General features: G+C 46.7%; 17 protein-coding genes. 12 read left to right on the top strand and 5 right to left on the bottom strand.

Annotation, left to right across the window (positions count from 1 at the left end):
- Window positions 1–25: 25 nt before the first annotated feature.
- Both ABYT30_RS04955 and ABYT30_RS04950 read left to right on the top strand, forming a co-directional pair.
- Window positions 26–1,906 carry a putative bifunctional diguanylate cyclase/phosphodiesterase gene (locus ABYT30_RS04955; RefSeq protein ID WP_373095492.1) on the top strand — a complete coding sequence of 627 codons (1,881 nt, stop codon included), beginning with the start codon at window positions 26–28 and terminating at the stop codon, window positions 1,904–1,906.
- A 107-nt stretch (window positions 1,907–2,013) separates the two neighbouring features.
- Entirely contained in the window at window positions 2,014–2,304 is a 291-nt protein-coding gene (locus tag ABYT30_RS04950) for a YebG family protein (protein ID WP_373095490.1), read from the top strand.
- 50 nt (window positions 2,305–2,354) lie between these two features.
- Here the strand turns inward: ABYT30_RS04950 and djlA are convergent, their stop codons facing one another.
- On the bottom strand, window positions 2,355–3,149 hold the full coding sequence (gene djlA / locus ABYT30_RS04945) for a co-chaperone DjlA (protein ID WP_373080284.1): 795 nt from the start codon (window positions 3,147–3,149) through the stop codon (window positions 2,355–2,357).
- 136 nt (window positions 3,150–3,285) lie between these two features.
- Here djlA and glyQ point away from each other — a divergent pair, with 136 nt between their 5' ends.
- The 3 genes from glyQ (at window position 3,286) to ABYT30_RS04930 (ending at window position 7,120) form a co-directional block, all read left to right on the top strand.
- Window positions 3,286–4,230 (top strand): glycine--tRNA ligase subunit alpha, encoded by a 945-nt coding sequence (gene glyQ, locus ABYT30_RS04940; protein WP_373080286.1) that lies wholly within the window; start codon window positions 3,286–3,288, stop codon window positions 4,228–4,230.
- Window positions 4,227–6,311, top strand: coding sequence for a glycine--tRNA ligase subunit beta (gene glyS / locus ABYT30_RS04935; RefSeq protein WP_373095487.1), 2,085 nt, complete (start codon window positions 4,227–4,229; stop codon window positions 6,309–6,311). Before glyQ ends, glyS begins: the two co-directional genes overlap by 4 nt.
- Window positions 6,312–6,394: 83 nt before the next feature.
- Window positions 6,395–7,120, top strand: coding sequence for a lysophospholipid acyltransferase family protein (locus ABYT30_RS04930; RefSeq protein WP_373080290.1), 726 nt, complete (start codon window positions 6,395–6,397; stop codon window positions 7,118–7,120).
- Window positions 7,121–7,271: 151 nt separating this feature from the next.
- On the opposite strand, the gene gyrB is transcribed toward ABYT30_RS04930, so the two are convergent.
- From gyrB to dnaA, 4 genes are all read right to left on the bottom strand, one after another.
- Entirely contained in the window at window positions 7,272–9,689 is a 2,418-nt protein-coding gene (gyrB, locus tag ABYT30_RS04925; RefSeq protein WP_373080292.1) for a DNA topoisomerase (ATP-hydrolyzing) subunit B, read from the bottom strand.
- A 172-nt stretch (window positions 9,690–9,861) separates the two neighbouring features.
- Window positions 9,862–11,034 carry a DNA replication/repair protein RecF gene (recF, locus tag ABYT30_RS04920; RefSeq protein ID WP_373080295.1) on the bottom strand — a complete coding sequence of 391 codons (1,173 nt, stop codon included), beginning with the start codon at window positions 11,032–11,034 and terminating at the stop codon, window positions 9,862–9,864.
- Window positions 11,035–11,157: 123 nt separating this feature from the next.
- Window positions 11,158–12,267 (bottom strand): DNA polymerase III subunit beta, encoded by a 1,110-nt coding sequence (gene dnaN / locus ABYT30_RS04915; protein ID WP_373080297.1) that lies wholly within the window; start codon window positions 12,265–12,267, stop codon window positions 11,158–11,160.
- A 113-nt stretch (window positions 12,268–12,380) separates the two neighbouring features.
- Window positions 12,381–13,889 carry a chromosomal replication initiator protein DnaA gene (gene dnaA / locus ABYT30_RS04910; RefSeq protein WP_373095484.1) on the bottom strand — a complete coding sequence of 503 codons (1,509 nt, stop codon included), beginning with the start codon at window positions 13,887–13,889 and terminating at the stop codon, window positions 12,381–12,383.
- 489 nt (window positions 13,890–14,378) lie between these two features.
- Between dnaA and rpmH the strand changes: the two genes are divergently transcribed.
- The 7 genes from rpmH to ABYT30_RS04875 all read left to right on the top strand — a co-directional run.
- Entirely contained in the window at window positions 14,379–14,516 is a 138-nt protein-coding gene (rpmH, locus tag ABYT30_RS04905) for a 50S ribosomal protein L34 (protein ID WP_373080300.1), read from the top strand.
- Window positions 14,517–14,547: 31 nt separating this feature from the next.
- The gene (rnpA, locus tag ABYT30_RS04900; protein ID WP_373080302.1) at window positions 14,548–14,925 is read left to right on the top strand and encodes a ribonuclease P protein component; all 378 of its coding nucleotides are present in this window, start codon (window positions 14,548–14,550) and stop codon (window positions 14,923–14,925) included.
- A gap of 5 nt (window positions 14,926–14,930) precedes the next feature.
- Window positions 14,931–15,194, top strand: a complete 264-nt coding sequence (yidD, locus tag ABYT30_RS04895; RefSeq protein WP_373080304.1) for a membrane protein insertion efficiency factor YidD — start codon at window positions 14,931–14,933, stop codon at window positions 15,192–15,194.
- Entirely contained in the window at window positions 15,187–16,857 is a 1,671-nt protein-coding gene (gene yidC, locus ABYT30_RS04890; protein WP_373095481.1) for a membrane protein insertase YidC, read from the top strand. The genes yidD and yidC overlap by 8 nt, the downstream gene beginning before the upstream one ends.
- A 7-nt stretch (window positions 16,858–16,864) precedes the next feature.
- Window positions 16,865–18,232, top strand: a complete 1,368-nt coding sequence (gene mnmE / locus ABYT30_RS04885) for a tRNA uridine-5-carboxymethylaminomethyl(34) synthesis GTPase MnmE (RefSeq protein ID WP_373095500.1) — start codon at window positions 16,865–16,867, stop codon at window positions 18,230–18,232.
- Between the two features lie 83 nt (window positions 18,233–18,315).
- The gene (locus ABYT30_RS04880) at window positions 18,316–20,277 is read left to right on the top strand and encodes a TonB-dependent receptor plug domain-containing protein (RefSeq protein ID WP_373095480.1); all 1,962 of its coding nucleotides are present in this window, start codon (window positions 18,316–18,318) and stop codon (window positions 20,275–20,277) included.
- Between the two features lie 27 nt (window positions 20,278–20,304).
- The coding region (locus ABYT30_RS04875; protein ID WP_373095479.1) for a hypothetical protein at window positions 20,305–20,972 on the top strand (668 nt) is incomplete at its 3' end.

Raw genomic sequence — 20,972 nt, 5'->3', positions numbered from 1 at the left:
GTTTTTTAATACAACTAGGTGGATCATGGGATATCTCGCTCTGGTAATTAGCTTGCTGATTTCCGTCGCACTGGCGGCGGCGAGCTATTTTGGCCTGAAAACAGACTACCAACCCGCAATATTAGCCTTTGCAATATTAACCGCCTGCACGCTAATTCTAAGCTTTGCTTTTTGCGTATGTCTTGAGGTATCGCGTCGACGCGCGCAGGAACTTAAATCAGAAAGCGAAAAACTTTTAGCCCTTTTAGAGCACGGCTCCTCGGCTATGCTTCTGCTTAATGCCAATTTAGAAGCCGAATATATTAACCATCGTCATCCCACCTTGGAAAAACGTCGTTTAGAAAAATCACAAAATTCCATCGACATGAAACAATGGGAAGAGCATGTCGGTCCCGAAACCCGACTGCGAATTCAAGAGGCGATAAGTGACAGGAAAATATGGCGAGGTGAATTGCGTTTTGGTGACTCTGAGCAAGCTGATTATTTATCAACGACCATTTCGCCAATTTTCGACGACGACGGCAAGCTCAAACGAATAGTGGTTTGCTGCGAAGACATTTCGAAACACAAGGCGATCGCTGATCGCCTATTTATTCGCGAACACTACAATATACTTACCGGCCTCCCGAACCGACAATTTGCGCTGCGCAGCTTAAACACGGTGATAGAAAAAAGTGCCTTGCGAAGCAATGAGTTTATTCTGCTTCATATCGATTTAGATCGTATTCGCTATATCAATGAATCCTTGGGGCATCACGTAGTCGACAAGATTTTTATTGAAACAGCCGAGCGTCTGCGCCGCTGTGTTCGCGACGAACATATTCTTGCTCATCTTGGCGCGGACGAATTTTTAATCATTCTCGATAAGAGCAGTTGCCATGATGAAGCCAGTATTTTGGCGGAGAGCTTGCTTGATCGATGTCGTGCACCTTTTTACATAGAACAGCACGAAGTTACTATTTCGGCGAGCATTGGCCTCAGCCAATATCCTACAGATGGTAATGACGGCAATACCTTAATGCGACGCGCTGAAGCCGCAATGTTCGACGCCAAAAGCCAAGGCGGCGATCGCTTCAGCTTTTACGATGAAAGCATGAGTAGTCAGGCTGACCGACGCTTAGAAATGGAAAACCAACTACGTCACGCCATTGCCCGCGATGAATTTCAACTTCATTACCAGCCCGTCATCAGTCTTCGTAATAATCAGCTCGTCGGCGTTGAAGTACTACTGCGCTGGCAAAATGACGAACTCGGCAATCCCGGCCCCGATGAATTTATTCAAGTAGCAGAGCACAGCGGGCAGATTATCGCTATTGGTAATTGGGTGCTTGAGCAAGCTTGCCAGCAGATTGTGGCTTGGTCTCGCGCAGGCTTACCGGCGCTGAGTCTTGCGGTTAATATTTCCAGCAAGCAGTTTATCGACGGTGATATCTTGGCAAGTGTGAGTCGTGCCCTGAACCAAAGTGGCTTGCCCGCCGCTCAACTCGAGCTGGAAATCACCGAAGGCTTACTGCTTAACGATACCCCGGCTATTCGCGATATTTTCAAGGAGCTCAAGACCCTTGGCGTGCATTTGTCCCTTGACGATTTTGGTACTGGCTACGCATCATTGAGCTACCTCAAACGTTACCCGTTCGACACCCTGAAAATTGATCGCAGCTTTGTCCATGATATCGATGGCTGCGAAGATAGCATCACTCTAACTAATGCAATAATCGCCATGGCCCACAGCTTTGGTATGCGGGTGATCGCGGAGGGCGTTGAAAACCTGAATCAGCGTCGTATCCTTCGGGAGCGCCACTGCGATATGGTGCAGGGTTTCCTTTATTCACCCGCTTTACCCGCCATGGAGTTTGTGAATTGGGCAAATCGATATAGCGAAATGCAGCATAGTAAGCATATATAACAGCGACTAACTTCCATCCTAAAGCCTTGGGCTTGCATTAAAAGCTGTATTTATATACAGTACAAGCCTATTAAGAAATACCGTTCAACAAGCAGACGAGGTGGAGTATGGCGGTTGTATCGAAGTGGATGTGTGATAGGGACAATAGTATGTTTGACAACAAAAAAGACGCTGACGCCTATGACAAAATGCTCGAGTTGGCCGAAGGTTTCACGGCTTTATTACAAGAGCACATACCCGGGGTTGATGAGACCCAAGCAGAAGAGTTTGGTATCTTCCTGTCTAAAAACAAGGAAGCAGTTATGCAGGCCTGTAAGGGCAGGGTAGAAGCACTAGCTGAAATTGACAGCGAAGCTGCTGCGCCGAGCAATGTTAGCCCGCTGGCAGCCCAAGCTTAAGCCTTCCGGCGGTAGACGCGCGGCGATGCTAGTCACAGCGCGTTTACCGCTTATTTTGCGCGACTGTCTTTAATTAGCTCATACGCTGCCTGTATCTCTTGCGCCTTTTCCGTCGCGATCTTCATCATATCTTCCGGTACACCCTTGGCAATCAATTTATCTGGATGGTGCTGGCTCATTAGCTTGCGGTAGGCCCTTTTAATTTCAGCGTCAGTCATTGCTTCGGTGACACCAATAGCCTTGTAGGCCGCCTGCAGCTCACCGGCGCTACTGCGCGCTGACTGCTGGCCACCGCTACTACGACCATGAAACTGGCGCTGGGCCATGGCCATATCAAGTAAGCGCTGAAAATCTCGAGCTGATACGCCCACATAGGCCGCTACTCGGAATAAGATGTCCTTTTCTTCAGCATCAACCTCGCCATCTGCCAAGGCCATTGTCAATAATGCTTCTAAAAGCATTTGGCGTAACAAAGGCTGGGACTTGGCCACCAGCATAAAGTCAGAGATCTGGGGCTCTAACTCAAAGCTATCAGCACTACCTTCTTTAAAGCGGCTGATAGCCTCCTGGCGCCGGGCACCGGTCAAACCAAATTGCGCAATAATTGCCTCGGCTTGGGCGACCTCCGACTCACAGACCCGACCATCGGCCTTGGCGACATGGCCCATAACTCGAAATACGGTTTCAAATAACACACCCTGAATCCGCTCGCGCTCAGCACCATAATTAAACCCCATGGCCTGCTTTAGACCGCGATCAAACATTAGCCCGACCCCAAAGCCCAATAACGCAAAGAGTGGGCCACCCATTAAAAAGCCCAAAAATGCGCCGATAAATTTAGCCATTACCATCATTCCTATTAAATCTGAGGGTCGATCATAACAAGTCGTCATAGCCGTCGGCTAGAATCATCCTTAGGCTTAGCCCACAGCCCTGCAACTCTGTATAATTCCTGTCTTTGTTTATTCTATGGGGAAGACCGTGAGCAAGGCAGACGTCAGCACCTTTCAAGGGCTAATCTTGGCATTGCAACAATACTGGGCCGGGCACGGCTGCGTGTTACTGCAGCCACTGGACATGGAGGTTGGTGCCGGCACCTTCCACCCCGCTACTTTTTTACGGGCAATTGGCCCTGAAACTTGGAACGCGGCCTATGTTCAGCCCTGTCGGCGGCCGACCGACGGCCGCTACGGCACCAATCCCAATCGTCTGCAGCACTATTATCAGTTCCAAGTCATTATGAAACCATCGCCAGCCAATATTCAGGATCTGTATTTAGACTCCCTGAAAATGCTTGGCATTGACCCCGAAGTTCATGATATTCGCTTTGTCGAAGACAATTGGGAATCCCCAACTCTCGGCGCCTGGGGTTTGGGCTGGGAGGTTTGGCTTAACGGCATGGAAGTTACCCAGTTCACCTATTTCCAACAAGTTGGTGGACTAGAGTGCTACCCAGTTAGCGGCGAGATTACCTACGGCTTAGAGCGCATCGCCATGTACCTGCAGGGTGTAGATAGTATTTATGATTTGGTGTGGACCAAGGGCCCCGATGGCGATGTCACCTACGGGGACGTCTTCCACCAAAATGAAGTAGAAATGTCGCATTTTAATTTTGAGGAGGCAAACGTCGAGCAATTATTTGCCCAGTTCGATCACTGCGAGGGCGAAAGCGAACGTCTGATCGAAAAAGGTTTGCCCCTGCCAGCCTATGAAATGGTGATGAAGGCCTCCCATGCCTTTAACCTTCTGGATGCACGCCACGCGATATCTGTGACCGAAAGACAGCGTTTTATTTTACGAGTACGCAGCTTGGCCCGTGCAGTAGCTCAGGCGTATTTCGATGCCCGCCTAAAACTTGGCTTCCCCCTTGCGCCCAAACACCTGCGCGATGAAGTACTGGCCGCTGCACAGGAGAACAAGCAATGAGCGCACGCGATTTACTAATAGAAATAGGCACAGAAGAGCTTCCCCCAAAAGCGTTAAAAACTTTGTCGGCCGCCTTCACTGCAAGTATCTCCAGTCAGCTCATCAGCAAAGAGCTCACCTTCACAGAAATCAAAAGTTTCGCGACCCCGCGTCGCTTGGCGGTACTTGTTGGCAAGCTAACTGAGCGGGCACCTGATCGGGAAATAGAAGTTTGGGGGCCACCCGCCAAAGTGGCTTTTGACACCGAGGGTAAGCCAACCAACGCGGCAATTGCCTTCGCGAAAAAAAATCAGCTCAATATTGATGAGTTGCAAAATCATATAGCCAACGATGGTAAACAAGACAAGCTTTGCTTACGCAGTCTTGTCAGTGGCGCCGAAAGCAAAGCTGTGCTCGGCGAATTAATTAATAATGCTTTAGCCAGTTTACCAATTGCTAAGCGTATGCGCTGGGGCGCTTCGCGTGCCGAATTTGTTAGACCTATTCAGTGGCTGTGTATTATCTATGGTGAAGAGGCAATCGCCGAAACGATTTTTGATTTGCGCTCTGACAAGTTCAGCCGCGGACATCGCTTCCATTGTAATGAGAACTTAACCATAAGCAGCGCCGGTTCCTACGAAACTATTTTACGTGAGCAAGGCAAAGTCATTGCTGACTATGAAATCCGCCAACAAGATATTCGCCAACAAGTCATAGCCTTGGGCGAAAGTTTAGGCGGCACGGCGGTCATAGACCCGGCGCTTTTAGATGAAGTCACTGCCCTTGTTGAATGGCCTGTAGCGCTCGCTGGTAGCTTTGAAGAACGTTTTTTGAAAGTGCCGCCTGAAGCCTTGATTTCCTCCATGAAAGAGCATCAAAAATATTTTCACGTCGTAGATTCTAACGGCAAGCTTATGCCGAACTTTATCACCGTCGCGAATATTGAAAGTCGCGAGCCGCAAAAGGTTATCGACGGTAATGAGCGTGTTATTCGGCCCCGCTTAAGCGACGCAGCATTTTTCTTTGAAACTGATTGTAAAGTTAGCTTAGAAAATCGCCGCGAAAAATTACGCACGATTGTTTTCCAAGCGAAATTGGGAACCATTTTTGATAAGACAGAACGTGTAGCGGCGTTAAGCCAGGCTATTGCCGGGCTATTAAATACCGATCCCGCTAGCGCTGTTCGGGCAGCCACACTTTGCAAGAGTGATCTCGTCACGGAGATGGTTCTAGAGTTTGACGATATGCAGGGTATTGCAGGCTATTACTACGCTCAAAATGATGGTGAGGCTGAAGACGTCGCACTAGCAATGAATGAACAGTATATGCCGCGCTTCGCTGGGGATGTTCTGCCAACGACTCTTACCGGTACGATTGTCGCCCTTGCAGATAGGCTCGACACTATTTGTGGTATTTTCGCTATTGGTCAAATACCCACAGGTTCAAAAGACCCATTTGCATTGCGCCGAGCGTCGCTTGGGGTATTAAGATTGATCACGGAAAATGGCCACGATCTAGATTTACAGCAATTAATCGCCTTGGCCATTGCTCAGCATAAATCCATTAGCGCGAACGACCAGCTCCACGAGACGGTGCTTAATTATATTTTGGAGCGACTGAAAGCGGGCTACGAGGATAATGGCATTTCTGCGGAAGTATTCATGGCGGTCAACGCGAAAGCGCTAACCAAGCCACTGGATATAGATCAACGCGTGAATGCTGTGCAGGCATTCACCAAACTACCGGAAGCTGCCGCGCTTGCCGCAGCAAACAAGCGCGTGTCGAATATTTTGGCGAAAGCGGAAGGAACGATACCAGCAAGCGTAAATTCCACGTTGCTAATAGAGGCTGCCGAGCAAACCCTTGCCCAGCAGCTTAATGCCCAACAAGCTATTGTCACACCGATGTTTGCAGCAGCGCGTTTTGAGGAGGGTTTAAAGTCGCTAGCAGGCCTACAGTCAGCTGTAGACGATTTCTTTGATACTGTTATGGTAAACGCAGATGACCCAGCCCTTAGGAACAACCGTCTAGCGCTGCTAACGCAGCTACAGGGTTTGTTTCTTGAAGTGGCAGACATTTCCCAGCTAGTTGCCGCTAAGTAAACAGCATACGCCATCTACTTTTAAACGCTTTAGGTGGCGTCGCATTAAAATAGGTGTATTTCAGTTTACGGACAGGATTATTGATGACGCTTTTTGCAAAATCACTCTGCGCGGTTCGTTCGGCGCTGTTTTTTATCGGCTTTGGCTTTGTCACTATATTTATTAGCCTTAGCGGCATAATTTTCACTTGGTTTTTACCCTTTCACATACGCGGGCGCTATTTTGTTTTAGGTAATGCCGCGATTATTTTTTTACTTAGGGTCTGTTGCGGGGTAAAAACGGAAGTTCGGGGAACATTACCCAAGGATCGGCCATTTGTTGCCATGGCCAAACATCAAAGCCAATGGGAAACCTTTTATTTACAGTGGAGCCTCTTTCCGGTTGCCACTGTCGTAAAACGGGAGCTTTTGAATATACCGTTTTTTGGTTGGGCACTGCGCTTTATGAATGCCATTGGTATAGATCGTAGCAATCCCCGTGCAGCGATGAAACAGCTGAACGATAAAGGCTTGGCACGTTTACGAAACAACTATAGCCTACTGATTTTTCCAGAAGGCACCCGAACCTTACCTGGTGTGAGGGGACGCTATGCCCGCAGTGGCGCAAGTATTGCCATTGCTGCTGGGGTAGCAGTAGTTCCCATCGCTCACAATGGCGGCGTTATTTGGCCCGCTAAAAGCATGCTCATCCGTCCCGGCACCGTAACCCTCGTTATCGGGGATGCGATTGCCAGCACCGATAGAGAAAGCCGAGAGCTTACGCTAGAAGTAGAAAACTGGATTGAAGACCAATGTGCGCAAATGTCTTAACCAACAGCTCCGTCCATTTTCTAGCGCGAATACGGCCACGCACGCAATAATAAGACGAACCCGCGCAATAAATCCGAGGCATAACAGAAGAAGAGGGAAGTTCTGGCGGGAAAGACCCAGCCTCTTATAAGGCTGGGCAATCTTTTTCTATTTAGATATCGAGGTTTGCAACTTTAAGTGCATTAGTCTCAATAAATTCACGACGAGGCTCAACATGATCACCCATTAAAGTGGTGAAAATTTGATCAGCGGCCACCGCATCTTCAATTGTCACTCGCAACATACGCCGCGCCTCGGGGTCCATAGTCGTTTCCCACAACTGCTCTGGATTCATTTCACCCAAGCCTTTATAGCGCTGAACATTCAGACCACGTTCTGCCTGCGCCATTAGCCAAGTAATTACCTCATCAAACTCGGTGACCTCAAGGCGTTTTTCACCGCGCTGAATATACGCGCCGTCTTCAAGCAAGCCATTGATACTGTCACCGAGGCTTAATATTGCCTGATAATCGGCAGACTTAAAGAAATCGCGCCCGAAAAGATAGTGATCACTTACTCCGTGGGAAATAATATCCACGCCCGGCAAGAATATATGCAGCTCAGGGTCTTCCATTATGCGAACATCATAACGGTGCTGCTGGTCTTTTTGTTCTAGTTCGACAGTAACCTCAGCCAATGCCTCACACCATTTTGCGACTATAGCGCGATCTGCCAAGTCTTCCACTGCCAAACGAGGAAGATAGGTAAGCTCCCGCAAGATACCGGCTGGGTACAAACGTGATAGGCGATTGATAATTCCGTCAATTTTTCGATATTGCGTTATTAACTCTTCCAAACCTGCACCATTAATCGGTGCAGCCTCTGGGTTTACATACAGAGCTGCTCCCTCAAGCGCATTTTGAGTTAAATAATTCGCGAATGCTGGCTCATCTTTTAAGTATTGGTGCTGCTTTCCACGCCCAATTTTAAATAATGGTGGCTGAGCAATAAATATATGACCATTCTCAATTAACGACGGCATCTGCCTAAAGAAGAAGGTCAGGAGGAGGGTGCGAATGTGCGAACCATCGACGTCAGCATCCGTCATAATAATAATACTGTGGTACCGTAGTTTCTCGAGATTAAATTCGTCTTTACCAATACCGCAGCCAAGCGCGGTGACAATAGTCCCGACTTCGACAGAGGAAATCATTTTATCAAAACGCGCTTTTTCAACGTTTAAGATTTTACCCTTAAGCGGCAGTATAGCTTGGGTGCGACGGTCGCGACCTTGCTTAGCGGAGCCACCAGCAGAATCACCCTCGACTAGGTAAAGTTCAGAAAGCGCTGGGTCTTTTTCCTGACAATCAGCTAGCTTACCCGGCAGGCCTGCAATGTCGAGTGCGCCTTTACGGCGGGTCATTTCCCGAGCTTTACGCGCTGCTTCGCGCGCCCGCGCGGCGTCCATCATTTTCTGTACAATCAGCTTCGCTTCATTAGGGCTTTCCATTAGAAAGTCGCCAAATTTCGCGGTCATTGCCTGCTCAACAATGGTCTTAACTTCGCTAGAAACCAGCTTATCTTTAGTTTGTGAGGAGAATTTTGGGTCTGGTACTTTAACCGACACCACGGCGGTAAGACCTTCACGGGCATCATCCCCCGTTGTGGCAATCTTGGCCTTTTTTGCCAAACCTTCTCGCTCGATATAGGTATTTAAATTTCGGGTTAAGCCTGCCCGGAAACCAGCTAAATGCGTACCGCCATCACGCTGGGGAATGTTGTTGGTAAAGCAATAAAGGTTTTCTTGGAAGCCATCATTCCACTGTAATGCGACCTCTACAACAACACCTTCTTGCTCGGCGGTGAAGTGAAATACTTTATTAACCGGTGTTTTATTGGTGTTTAAGTACTCTACAAAAGCGCTTAACCCGCCTTCATAACAAAAGCTTTCGGTCTTTCCATCACGCTCATCAAGTAACTCTATTTTAATTCCCGAGTTAAGAAAGGCGAGCTCACGTATACGCTTTGCCAAAATATCAAAATGGAATTCAATATTCGTAAAGGTGGCGGCAGAAGGCTTGAAGCGAATTTCGGTGCCTGTTCGCTCAGTGTCACCAATCACTTTCAATGGTTCTTGGGGTACACCGTGCTTATATAGCTGTTCATGCACTTTCCCGCCACGACGAATTGTTAACATCAACTCTTCAGAAAGTGCGTTTACAACAGAAACACCTACACCATGTAAACCACCGGACACTTTATAAGTATTGTCGTCGAACTTACCGCCTGCGTGAAGCACGGTCATTATGACTTCGGCAGCGGTGACGCCCTCATCATGCATTTCCGTGGGTATTCCTCGTCCATCATCAGACACTGAGATAGATTCGTCAGCGTGGATAACAACCTTAATTTTACTGCAGTGGCCCGCGAGCGCTTCGTCGATAGAGTTATCAACAACCTCAAACACCATATGATGTAAGCCTGATCCATCATCTGTATCCCCGATATACATACCAGGGCGTTTCCTTACCGCATCTAGGCCTTTAAGCACTTTGATACTCGAAGAATCGTAAGCTTTATTCTCAGTCATTTATAAAACCTCATACGCCTGCCAACAGGCGAGAACTTATTGTTGTGCTGCAGCAAAGACTGCCTATTCCAATTCCAATTCCAAGTCGCAAGCTCGACACACACATCGTAACTACCTGCAATTTCAGGCAGATAATCAACAGTGCCGGTAGAGCTTTATACTCCTAGCGCCATTACATCACCGTACTGACAAAACCATGTTCCACGTGAAACCTTTTTAAGGTTTTGCTTCCACACCAATCATTGTGCAAGTCAGAGGCCTTTAGAGCCGTAGCAAAGACCTGAACATCTAAATCAACGAGCTCAGAAAATACCGCTCTACAACGTGCTTCATCAAGCTCGGCAGCTAAGTCGTCAATCAAAAATACTGTTGGAATCCCTTGTGCTAACAGTACTTTTGATTGTGCCAACTTTAATGCGCAAACAATGGTTTTTATTTGACCACGAGAGAGAACTTCACCTGCCCGTAGTCGACCACATTTTAAATCGACATCAGCCCTATGTGGCCCGTGTCGAGTAAAACCCGCTCTTATATCCTGCTCTTGCTCTGATTGAAGAAACTCCCCATACGCTACGGTATCGAAGTCCTTCCAGCCGCCATAAAATTCAAAACTCAGCGCTGGTACCGCGCCCGCCGCCTCGCCTGTACTAGAAACGCTATTGAGCAATAATTTACGGTAAACCCCATCAAAAGCAGTCGCGAGCTCTTCGAAATGCTGTCTTCTCGCAGCGGTTATAAGCCCTGCTGTCGAGGCCAACTCAGCATCCCAGGGCGCCAGCACCGAAGCCCCTATATTACCACGTCTGAGCAGAGAATTACGCTGTTGTAGCGCCTTCCGGTACCGCGGCCACAACTCGAAGAAGCCAGAATGTTTCACGTGGAACACTCCCCAATCTAGAAATTGACGTCTTACACCGGGACTTCCTTCCAATAATTCAAAACTCGCAGGGTTTATAACTTGCACTGGCAGTACGCCAGCCAACTGGCCCACTGAACCAAGCTTTTCCCCATTCACTTTAACAAGCACGAGATCACGACGAGAACGCCTTACCCCTATAGATGATACGTTCTCGGCCGAGTTAGCACATGAGAGCCCACCCGTATCGCCGTGCTTTATAGTGCCTAACTCACCGCGCACGGTTAACGCATCTTGATCAAATGAGATAACTGTCTGCATTTTTCTTGATCTAAAAGACCGCGTGAGCGCCAAGGTATGGACCGATTCCAAAATGCTCGTCTTCCCACTCCCGTTAAGGCCGTGAATAAAATTAAAATCGCTCAGATCCAGCAAGCTAGTCGACTTTAGATTTCGAAAATTATGAATGTTGAGTTTACGTATACGCACTTAAATCAACACCGCATGGATCCAGGGAATTCGGGGGAGGGCGAAGGGGCTAATAACAAGCCCCTTTTTGATAAGCCGGTTAATAAAAACCAGACAACTAGTAATAGCAAACTTGGCTCAAGATTAAAGCCGCATTGGCATAACAACGTACTGACAATCACTTCCATCTGATTCCTCGACCAATGCCGAGCTATTAGCATCAGAAAGAGAGAATTTCGCTGTTTCGCCGTGAATAGCAGACAACACATCAAGTAAATAGCTTACGTTAAAGCCAATTTCTAAATTCTCACCCTGGTAGTCTACCGCGACAGTTTCTTCGGCTTCTTCCTGCTCTGGGTTATTGGCAACAATCCGTAATTCGCCGCTGCTTAATAACATACGAATACCGCGGTATTTTTCATTCGAAAGTATAGCCGTTCGCGCAAACGCCTGACGTAAATCCGCCCGCGAACCCAAAACGACCTTAGTGCTACCACGCGGCAATACCCGCTCATAATCTGGAAACTTACCGTCGATGAGCTTGGAGGTGAAAGTAAAGTCTGTCGTAATAACGCGAATATGATTACTGCCGACAATTACTTCCGCTTCTTCATCTTCATTTATCAACAAGCGCGCTAGCTCTACTACACCTTTCCTAGGTACGATGACTTGTGCACCTTGCTCAACGTTGATATCACCCACATAGGTGGCCATAGCCAAACGGTGACCATCAGTAGCAACTAAACGCAGCTGACCATTAGTAAGCTCAAAGAGCATACCGTTTAGGTAATAACGAACGTCCTGCTGCGCCATCGCAAAACTAGTACGCTCTATTAGCCGTTTGAGCTCGCCTTGTTTAAGTTTGAATACCTGACCGCCTTTCGCTTGTTCTACGCTAGGGAAGTCGTTGGCGGGTAGGGTAGACAACTGAAAACGACTGCGGCCCGACTTTATAATCAATTTTTGCTCATCTAGCTGCAGACTAATATCGGAGCCATCTGGGAGTGCTTTACAAATATCCACTAATTTCTTAGCTGGAATCGTAATTTCCCCCAGACTTTGTATTGCGCCTTCAGGCAACTGCACCCGACCGATAAGCTCCACTTCGAGATCTGTACCGGTTAGCGCTAACTCTTGACCAGCTAACACCAACTGGACATTAGCCAAAATAGGCAGTGTTTGTCGACGCTCAACCACACCCGCCACTAAGTTTAAGGGTTTAATCAACGCTTCCCGCGAAATCGAAAATTTCATGCTTTCGGTTCCTGTTCCTTATCGTAAATCTCAAGGTTGGTGGCCTTAAAACTATTCCCACCAATAACACCCGACCATTGTATTACTTTATTATATATAGCTAGATTAAGACATCAGCTTGTAAGCAAGCGGATCAAATTTTGATAATCTTCTCGCATATCACCGTCAGTCTCGCGTAATTCCTTTATTTTTCTGCACGCATGCAAGACCGTTGTGTGATCCCGGCCGCCAAAACCTTCGCCGATTTCCGGCAGGCTGTGGTTGGTTAATTCTTTGGACAAGGCCATAGCAACCTGCCTCGGGCGAGCTACCGACCGACTTCGGCGCTTCGACATCAGGTCAGCCATTTTAATTTTGTAATACTCAGCAACGGTTCTTTGGATATTATCCAAACTTACCTGCTTATCTTGAAGCGCCAATAAATCCTTTAAGGACTCCTTTATCAACGGAATATCTATTGGCTTTGCCATAAAGCGAGAGCTGGCGATAACGCGCTTAAGCACGCCCTCAAGCTCGCGAACATTCGAACGTACACGCTGAGCGATAAAAAAAGCTGCGTCAGAAGGGAGGTCTGTTTTATCCTGCTCTGCCTTCTTCATTAAGATCGCAACCCGGGTTTCTAACTCAGGTGGCTCAACGGCAACAGTAAGCCCCCAACCAAAGCGCGACTTCAAGCGTTCCTCTAAGCCCTTAATCTCTTTTGGGTAGCGGTCGCAGGTTAATATCATTTGCTGACCACCTTCCAACAAGGCATTAAAGGTGTGAAAGAACTCCTCCTGCGACCGATCTTTGCCAGAAAAAAACTGAATATCATCAATCAACAACGCGTCTACCGAGCGGTAATAGCGTTTAAATTCATTTATCGCATTTAATTGCAGGGCTTTTACCATATCAGCCACAAAACGCTCCGAATGCAGATAAACAACCTTTGCATTTGGGTTTTGTTGCATTAGCGAGTTACCCACCGCATGCATCAAATGGGTTTTACCTAAACCAACACCACCATACAAGAATAGTGGGTTATAACCCCGGCCCGGATTGCTCGCTACTTGGCTAGCAGCGGCCCTCGCCAACTGATTGGACTTACCTTCTACAAAAGTATCGAAGGTATACCCCTCCATCAATGAGCTTTGATGACGAATTCCACCCTCAACTTCAACCTGGCGCTGACCCGTTATAATCTGGGGAGAGGTAATAATTGCAGGAGTAGAGGGTTTAGCAAGCACTGGCTCTGGGTAGGACGGGGGAAGATTGGTCCCATTTTGGGGTGATCCCTGCGCGTGCGTTCCGGCACTCTGGTGATTTAACGGCTGACTCGACAGCGGACGCGAGCCAGTGTTACGAACCGGCGGCGCATTCCGTGAGGGAGGCGATTGACGATCGACAACGCCTAACTCTACCGCCATTTTACGATCTGACGGCGATAATTCGGCAACAAGCTCTATAATACGCGCAAAGAATCGGTCGTTTACCCAGTCTCGAACGAAGCGATTCGGCGCAGAGAGTGAAATCAGATCCCCAGCAAGCTCTACCTGAAGCGGTCTAATCCAGGTGTTAAATTGCTGAGCTGGCAACTCGTCTTGCAAATGCGCAATACATTTCTGCCAAGTAGCTTCTGACAACACGGTTCTCCAAAACAATAAACGAAGTAAAAAACTTGAAATAACACCAAACAGCAGGGCAATTAGCAGAAAGTCACAATAGGGACTGGGACGTACTAAAACGCTAATTACGCCGTTTTTATGATTAAGTATTCTACCCTCCAATAACAAAGTTATCCACACAATAAGTAAAATATAATTTCCTCGAATCCAAAAAACTTCTTTTTTTTCAACATGATAAGAAAGACAAGGGACACCAACACCGGAAATCCTAAACTTCACGCAGACTGTGGATAACTAGATTGAACAACTGTGGATAAGCTATTAGTAAGTTGTGCCAATTTACCCAGACGCAAATTAAGTGATAGTAATAGCCCCCTGCACCACAAATGATTGCTATTAAACCCAATGTCCACTAAAATTCGCGATCCGATTTTTCGCTGTATTGGATTTACGAAACCAAACAGCGCCGACTGAATAGGTCGGCTAATTTAGTCAAGGTCCGAGATCATGAGCAAAAGAACATTCCAACCAAGCAATCTGAAAAAAGCCCGCAGCCACGGTTTCCGTGCACGCATGGCAACTAAGAACGGCCGTAAACTGATCAACCGTCGCCGCGCCAAAGGCCGCAGTGTACTGTCAGCTTAAACCTTAGATTTGTAATATCACTGGCAAAGCAGTGAGTTTTCAATTTGAAAAAACACTGCGTCTGCTAAATGCCAGCGAATACCAAGCGGTGTTCGATGAGTCACGCCTGAAAGTTTCTTCCGCTGAAATTTTATTTTTAGCTCGGAAAAACGATCTAGATCGACCTCGCTTGGGTTTAGTGATAGCCAAGAAAAATGTGCGCCTGTCCGTTCAGCGCAACAGAGTAAAGCGCAACATCAGAGAAACCTTCAGACACTATCAACACAATCTAAAGGGTATTGATGTTATCGTGCTTGCTCGGCGTGGCCTTGATCAACTAGATAATGCGCAAATGCAAGAAATCTGTAGTCAGCTTTGGCAGCAATTAGAAAAACGAGCTGAAAAACGCTTCCGTCAGCGAGAGGGTTAAATACTATGCAGCGGTTGCTTATCGCCTGCATTTCGTTCTACCGCCTGTTTATCAGTCCTCTGATGGCTCCGCATTGCCGTTTTTATCCCAGCTGTTCCAGCTACGCTATAGAAGCTATTAAACACCACGGTGCACTACGTGGCAGCTATTTAGGCGTTAAACGCATACTCCGCTGTCACCCCTTTAGCAGCGGCGGCTACGATCCTGTACCATCCTGCCACTGTCACCCAAACGAACTCAACCTTTCAAGGCATTCAAGCAATGATTGATATTCAGCGCTATCTCCTTATCGCCGCCATCGCTGCACTCTCTTTTATGTTATTGATCGAGTGGAAAAACTTTGAAGGGCCTGAGACTATTATCGCGAGCGCCACCGCAGCCAAGGGTGTCGCGTCTCCCGTTACCGCCAATAGCAGTGACAGCGACTTACCGATACTGAGTCAAGACAACAGCAGTGCTCTACCAGCCGCAACCACGACTAGCAGCGGCTACTTATCAGTCAATACCGATGTCTTAAATATAAAAATCAATCTTCACGGTGGCGATATTGTCTACGCGGGCTTACCGGCCTACACAACAGACCTCGAATCCGACGAACCCTTCGTAATTCTCGAAAGTAACGAAAAGCGCGACTACATCGCCCAAAGCGGTTTAATTGGCCAAAATGCGACCGACACATCCAAAGGACGCCCGCAATTTACTGCTACTACTGATGTTTACGAACTGAGCGACGGCAACGACACCATTAATGTCGATCTACACTATCAATACAGCGACCAAGTAAAAATTATTAAACGCTTTCACTTCACCCGCGGTGAATACTTGATCAAAATTGAGTATTTAATCGACAACCAAAGTGATGCCCCATTCCAGGCCAGTTTCTTTGGCCAGTTGAAACGGGGGAACAGCAGCGACCCTAGCGTTGACGGCGAGGGCGGTATGTTTGCCATGAAACCCTTTATGGGCGTGGCTTATGCCGACAACGAAGACAAATACAGCAAGTTGGCTTTCGAAAAAATGAAAGACAAGCCGCTAAAAACAGCGGTAGATGGTGGCTGGATCGGTATTATCCAACATTATTTTTTAAGTGCTTGGATACCGAACCCAGATAGCGTCAATGAACTCAGCACCATTGTTACCAAACAGGGTGTTAATATCGCCCGCGTTACTAGCGCCCCCGTTACCGTTGCGCCCCACAGCCAGGGAAGCGTTGCCAGCTCGTTTTACACTGGACCGAAAGACCAGTATCGCTTACAAGAAATCTCGCCCGGTTTAGAATTGACTGTCGACTACGGTTTTCTTTGGTGGATTGCGCAACCTTTATTCTGGCTCCTCACCAAAATTCACGGCGTACTTGGCAACTGGGGCTTCGCGATCATTGGCCTAACAATGTTGGTAAAAGCAGCCTTTTTCCAACTCAACGCCAAAGCATTTACATCAATGGCCAATATGCGCAAAGTACAGCCCAAGCTGGTTGAGCTCAAAGAGCGTTATGCCGACGACCGCCAAAAACAGTCTCAAGCGATGATGGAACTGTATAAAACAGAGAAAATTAACCCGCTTGGTGGCTGTTTACCAATGCTTGTGCAAATGCCAGTCTTTATGGCCTTGTATTGGGTACTAATGGAAAGTATTGAGTTGCGTCACGCCCCCTTTATCCTATGGATTGAGGATTTATCCGCAATGGACCCTTACTTTATACTGCCTTTAATAATGGGCGTATCGATGTTCATCCAGCAGCGTCTGAATCCGCCACCGCCAGATCCAATGCAAGCTAAAATCATGCAGTGGATGCCTGTGGTTTTCACCTTCTTCTTCCTATTTTTCCCTGCCGGTTTAGTCCTGTACTGGGTGGTGAATAACACGCTGTCAATTATTCAACAGTACTTTATCACCAAGCGTATAGAGAAGAGTGGGCTACCGACCCGCTGATGTAGCCATGCTCACCAGCTACCAAGACACCATTGCAGCAATCGCCACGCCGCCCGGAAAGGGTGGCGTAGGCATCGTCAGGGTATCAGGTCCAAAGGCTCAAGAAATCGGCCACAGACTTCTTGGCAAACAGGACTTAAAGGCGCGCTACGCACACTACGGTAGCTTTTACGAGGCAAGTGAGGCGGGACCTCGCAGCCTAGATCAGGGTATTGCGCTGTATTTCCCTGGACCGAACTCCTTCACCGGTGAAGATGTCCTCGAACTACAAGGCCACGGTGGCCCCGTTATACTTGACTGCTTATTGCGCGAAGTCATCAAAGCCGGCGCTAGAATGGCGCGACCGGGTGAATTTTCTGAGCGAGCATTCCTCAATAATAAAATCGACCTCGCCCAAGCCGAAGCAATTGCCGATCTTATCGACAGTGCCTCGGAACAAGCCGCTCGCCAGGCTCTACGCTCTTTAGAAGGCGAGTTCAGCAAAGAAATAAACAAACTCGTCGAGGCCATTACCCAGCTGCGCATTTACGTTGAAGCCGCTATCGACTTCCCTGAAGAGGAAATCGATTTTATCAGCGATGGTCGAGTCGCCAACGACCTGAACCACATAAAACAAAATCTCGAACAGGTTTTTTCCTCAGCCAAGCAAGGCAGTATTCTCCGCGAAGGTATGACCGTCGTCATCGCCGGTAAGCCTAACGCCGGAAAATCCAGTCTCTTAAATGCACTCGCTGGTCGAGAGTCAGCCATTGTCACAAATATCGCCGGCACCACCCGAGATGTACTAAGAGAGAACATTCTCATCGACGGCATGCCTCTACATATTATCGATACGGCAGGGCTGAGAGACAGCGACGATATTGTCGAGCAAGAAGGCATCAAACGAGCATGGGCTGAAATAGCTAAAGCCGACCGTATTTTATTAGTAATTGATAGCCAGCACGCCCTGCCGGAAGACCAAGAGCTACCCAGCGAGCTCCGTCCATTTATTGACCAAGACAAGCTCAGTATTATCTACAATAAATGTGACCTTTCCGGCCACCGCATTGAAATCGATGACCGCGAGATCACCCGCATTTACCTTTCAGCTAAACACGCCGAAGGTATCGAGCTACTCCGCGACCATTTAAAATCCTGCGTCGGATACCATGACGGCGATACTCCCTATATCGCCCGGCGGCGCCATATCGAAGCGCTTATTAGCGGCCGCGAGCATATAAATAACGGTGAACAGCAACTATTGCACTACAACGCCGGAGAATTGCTCGCCGAAGAGTTACGATTAGCCCAGCAAGCACTCGCCGAAATTACTGGGGAATTTAGCTCCGACGACCTTCTCGGAAAAATATTTTCCAGCTTTTGTATTGGAAAATAAGCACTATAAGCCATTCTAGCAATAGTCAAAATCCCACAATTAACGCTACACTGAATACTATCTAAAAAAAACAAGGATAGCTGATGTACCGTGCCTTTAGTATTAACATTATCCCGCTCGGCATAATCATTCTTAGTATTTCAACACCGCTAAAAGCGAGCTTTCTCGAAAATGAAGACTTGCCCATCGTGCTAACACCAGCACGACTGAAACAAAATCGTACCGATGTACCGGCAAGCGTGAGCGTTATAGACCGCGCTATGATCAACGCATCCGGTTTACGGGAAATTCCTGAATTATTTAGGCTTATCCCCGGAACCTCCGTTGGCGCCCGCGACGGCTGGAATTATGTTGTTAGCTATCATGGCAGCAACTATCGTGATTCACGAAGAATGCAAGTATTAATCGATGGCCGATCCGTCTACCAAGCCGGCCTCGCGACAGTAGATTGGAATGATATCCCCATCACTATCGAAGATATCGAACGTATTGAAGTGGTACGCGGCCCATCAACGGCGAGTTATGGCGCTAATGCCTTTCTTGGTGTAATCAACATCATCACGCGTCACCCAAGTGACATTGATTATATTGAGGCTAGCGCAAAGCGGGGTTCAGAACGAACCGAAGATTATCGAATCAGTCACGCCGACGAATACTTAGGTGGCCACTATCGACTAACTATTGCAAGTCGTCACGACGATGGCTTTGATGTCAAAAAGAATGGCACCGATCGTTTAGACAGTAAAACTGTACAACTCATCAACACTCGGTACGAACGCCAATTCAAAAACACCGGCCTCGGTTTAAGCTTAGGATACAAAGAAGGTCGAGTGAGCGACGACTATTCAGATATTGATGTTACTTCACCCGACACCGAGGTCGATGATTATTATTTTTCGTCAAAAATAGAAAATGAACTATCAATTTTCCACCACATTAAAATTCAATATGATTTTTCAGGGCAGCAACAAGTACACCGCTGGACCGCAAAAATTCCGCCTTTCTATACTAATTTAAGCGATAATCCAGCCCCCTTTATACTTGTCGATGCCAACGAGGATCAGCAAGTCAATCGTCATGATCTTGATTTTCAAGACACCTATATTTGGAATGACAGCCTAACCAGTGTTGCGGGCGTTCATCTTAAGCAATCTCGGGTTAGCTCAGAAACCTATTATGGCGGAACCGTTAAAAGTAATAATTATCAATTTTTCTATAATTTCGAAAAAAAAATATCTGACAAATTTACCGTTAACAGCGGCGGATCCTATGAGTACCAGGAAGACATAGGAAAAAATTTCTCGCCTCGCTTAGCTTTTCATTACCACCTAAACAAAAATAATAGTTTCAGGTTTATTTATTCTGAGGCGATAAGAACACCAGACTTACTAGAAACGTCTGCAAACTGGACCTATACCGGTCGTAATGTGAGACCCACAAATGGCGGCCCCGATATCGCCGTATTGCTGCAGTCAGCAAAGGGCAACCCAGCACTTAAGCCGGAACTAATCCAATCCAGAGAAATCGGCTATTACGGGAATTTTAACAACAAGCACTTACAATGGGATGTGAAAATTTTCAGCGACCACTTGAAACAACTAATGTCCAATTCAATATCCCTCGACAGATTTGACCCAGTCAATGACAGTTATCTCAAGCAACAGGGAATAGAAACCGAAATAGACTATAGGCCAAATCATCAATGGCTTTTTCACGCTAGCTACGCATATATTGAAGACGATTCGAATACTGATACTGAGACGACGTTTACGCCTCGAAACTCCGCCAGTCTTTTGCTGAGTTTCCAATACAAACCCGACACTCAAATTTCACTAACAAAATATTTCGCCAAAGAAATTGGTACATCACAAAATAAGTTTTCAAGAACAGATCTTAATTTAACGAAAACAGTTAACATTAGTTCAGCGGAATTGGAATTACGCTATAGCAGTCAATATCGTCATGATAACGACAGTGAACTTTTACGGGACAATATTTATACCAACAAGCTAAGGCAATATATTTCGATAACATTGCGTTACTGACAAGTACAAGGGCCAAGGATACGTCTCTTGAAAAATATCATATATGGAATAGTATTTTTTATTTTAATAATTTCACAGGTTTTTGCCGAAATGCAAAGACCTGTGATTGACCTAATATTGCCTACAGAAAACCCAGAACTAGAATACATCTCAAAAAAGCTATCTGAAATCGACTTGTTTTCGGTAAAAACCTACATAAAAAATATACCTTCTGAAAATCAACGAGGAAATATATTAATAATCGTATCGGATAAATTACTGCCTCTTCTTAAAGAAGATTTTTACCAGGCGAAATTTGGATTATATGTTAACTCTATTAGCTTCAATAAAATCAAAGAAAACAAATCAGCTGCGTTATTTTCTGATCAATCACTGCATAGACAACTTCTACTATTAACTGAAATATTTAAGAAAAAAATTATTGTTAGCGTACCGTACTTTAATGATGAGTATGAACATTTAATCAGAGAGGAGGAAAAAATTTTTAAAAATGTAAAATTTTTTATTATTAAAACAGAAAAAAATAATTTACGTACAATAAATAAAGCAATACAAAATAGCGATGTATTACTCGCTACTCCGGAACCGAGCATATACAACCACCAAACAGTAAGAGGTGTTTTACTAAGTAGTTATCGCCACCAAACTCCTGTAATCGGGCCTAACGAAGGCTTTGTTACCGCCGGAGCGTTAGC

This window comes from Zhongshania sp. (assembly GCF_041623545.1).
GTDB lineage: Bacteria > Pseudomonadota > Gammaproteobacteria > Pseudomonadales > Spongiibacteraceae > Spongiibacter.
Note: the sequence above shows the minus strand (reverse complement) of the source record. Positions and strands in the feature narration are given on the sequence as shown.

Bases quoted from the DNA above. Each gene is read 5' to 3' on its own strand.
- yidC (WP_373095481.1), top strand. From the start codon at position 15,187: ATGATTGATATTCAGCGCTATCTCCTTATCGCCGCCATCGCTGCACTC.
- dnaN (WP_373080297.1), bottom strand. From the start codon at position 12,267: ATGAAATTTTCGATTTCGCGGGAAGCGTTGATTAAACCCTTAAACTTA.
- ABYT30_RS04880 (WP_373095480.1), top strand. From the start codon at position 18,316: ATGTACCGTGCCTTTAGTATTAACATTATCCCGCTCGGCATAATCATT.
- yidD (WP_373080304.1), top strand. From the start codon at position 14,931: ATGCAGCGGTTGCTTATCGCCTGCATTTCGTTCTACCGCCTGTTTATC.
- ABYT30_RS04955 (WP_373095492.1), top strand. From the start codon at position 26: ATGGGATATCTCGCTCTGGTAATTAGCTTGCTGATTTCCGTCGCACTG.
- ABYT30_RS04950 (WP_373095490.1), top strand. From the start codon at position 2,014: ATGGCGGTTGTATCGAAGTGGATGTGTGATAGGGACAATAGTATGTTT.
- ABYT30_RS04930 (WP_373080290.1), top strand. From the start codon at position 6,395: ATGACGCTTTTTGCAAAATCACTCTGCGCGGTTCGTTCGGCGCTGTTT.
- gyrB (WP_373080292.1), bottom strand. From the start codon at position 9,689: ATGACTGAGAATAAAGCTTACGATTCTTCGAGTATCAAAGTGCTTAAA.
- rpmH (WP_373080300.1), top strand. From the start codon at position 14,379: ATGAGCAAAAGAACATTCCAACCAAGCAATCTGAAAAAAGCCCGCAGC.
- glyS (WP_373095487.1), top strand. From the start codon at position 4,227: ATGAGCGCACGCGATTTACTAATAGAAATAGGCACAGAAGAGCTTCCC.
- djlA (WP_373080284.1), bottom strand. From the start codon at position 3,149: ATGGCTAAATTTATCGGCGCATTTTTGGGCTTTTTAATGGGTGGCCCA.
- mnmE (WP_373095500.1), top strand. From the start codon at position 16,865: ATGCTCACCAGCTACCAAGACACCATTGCAGCAATCGCCACGCCGCCC.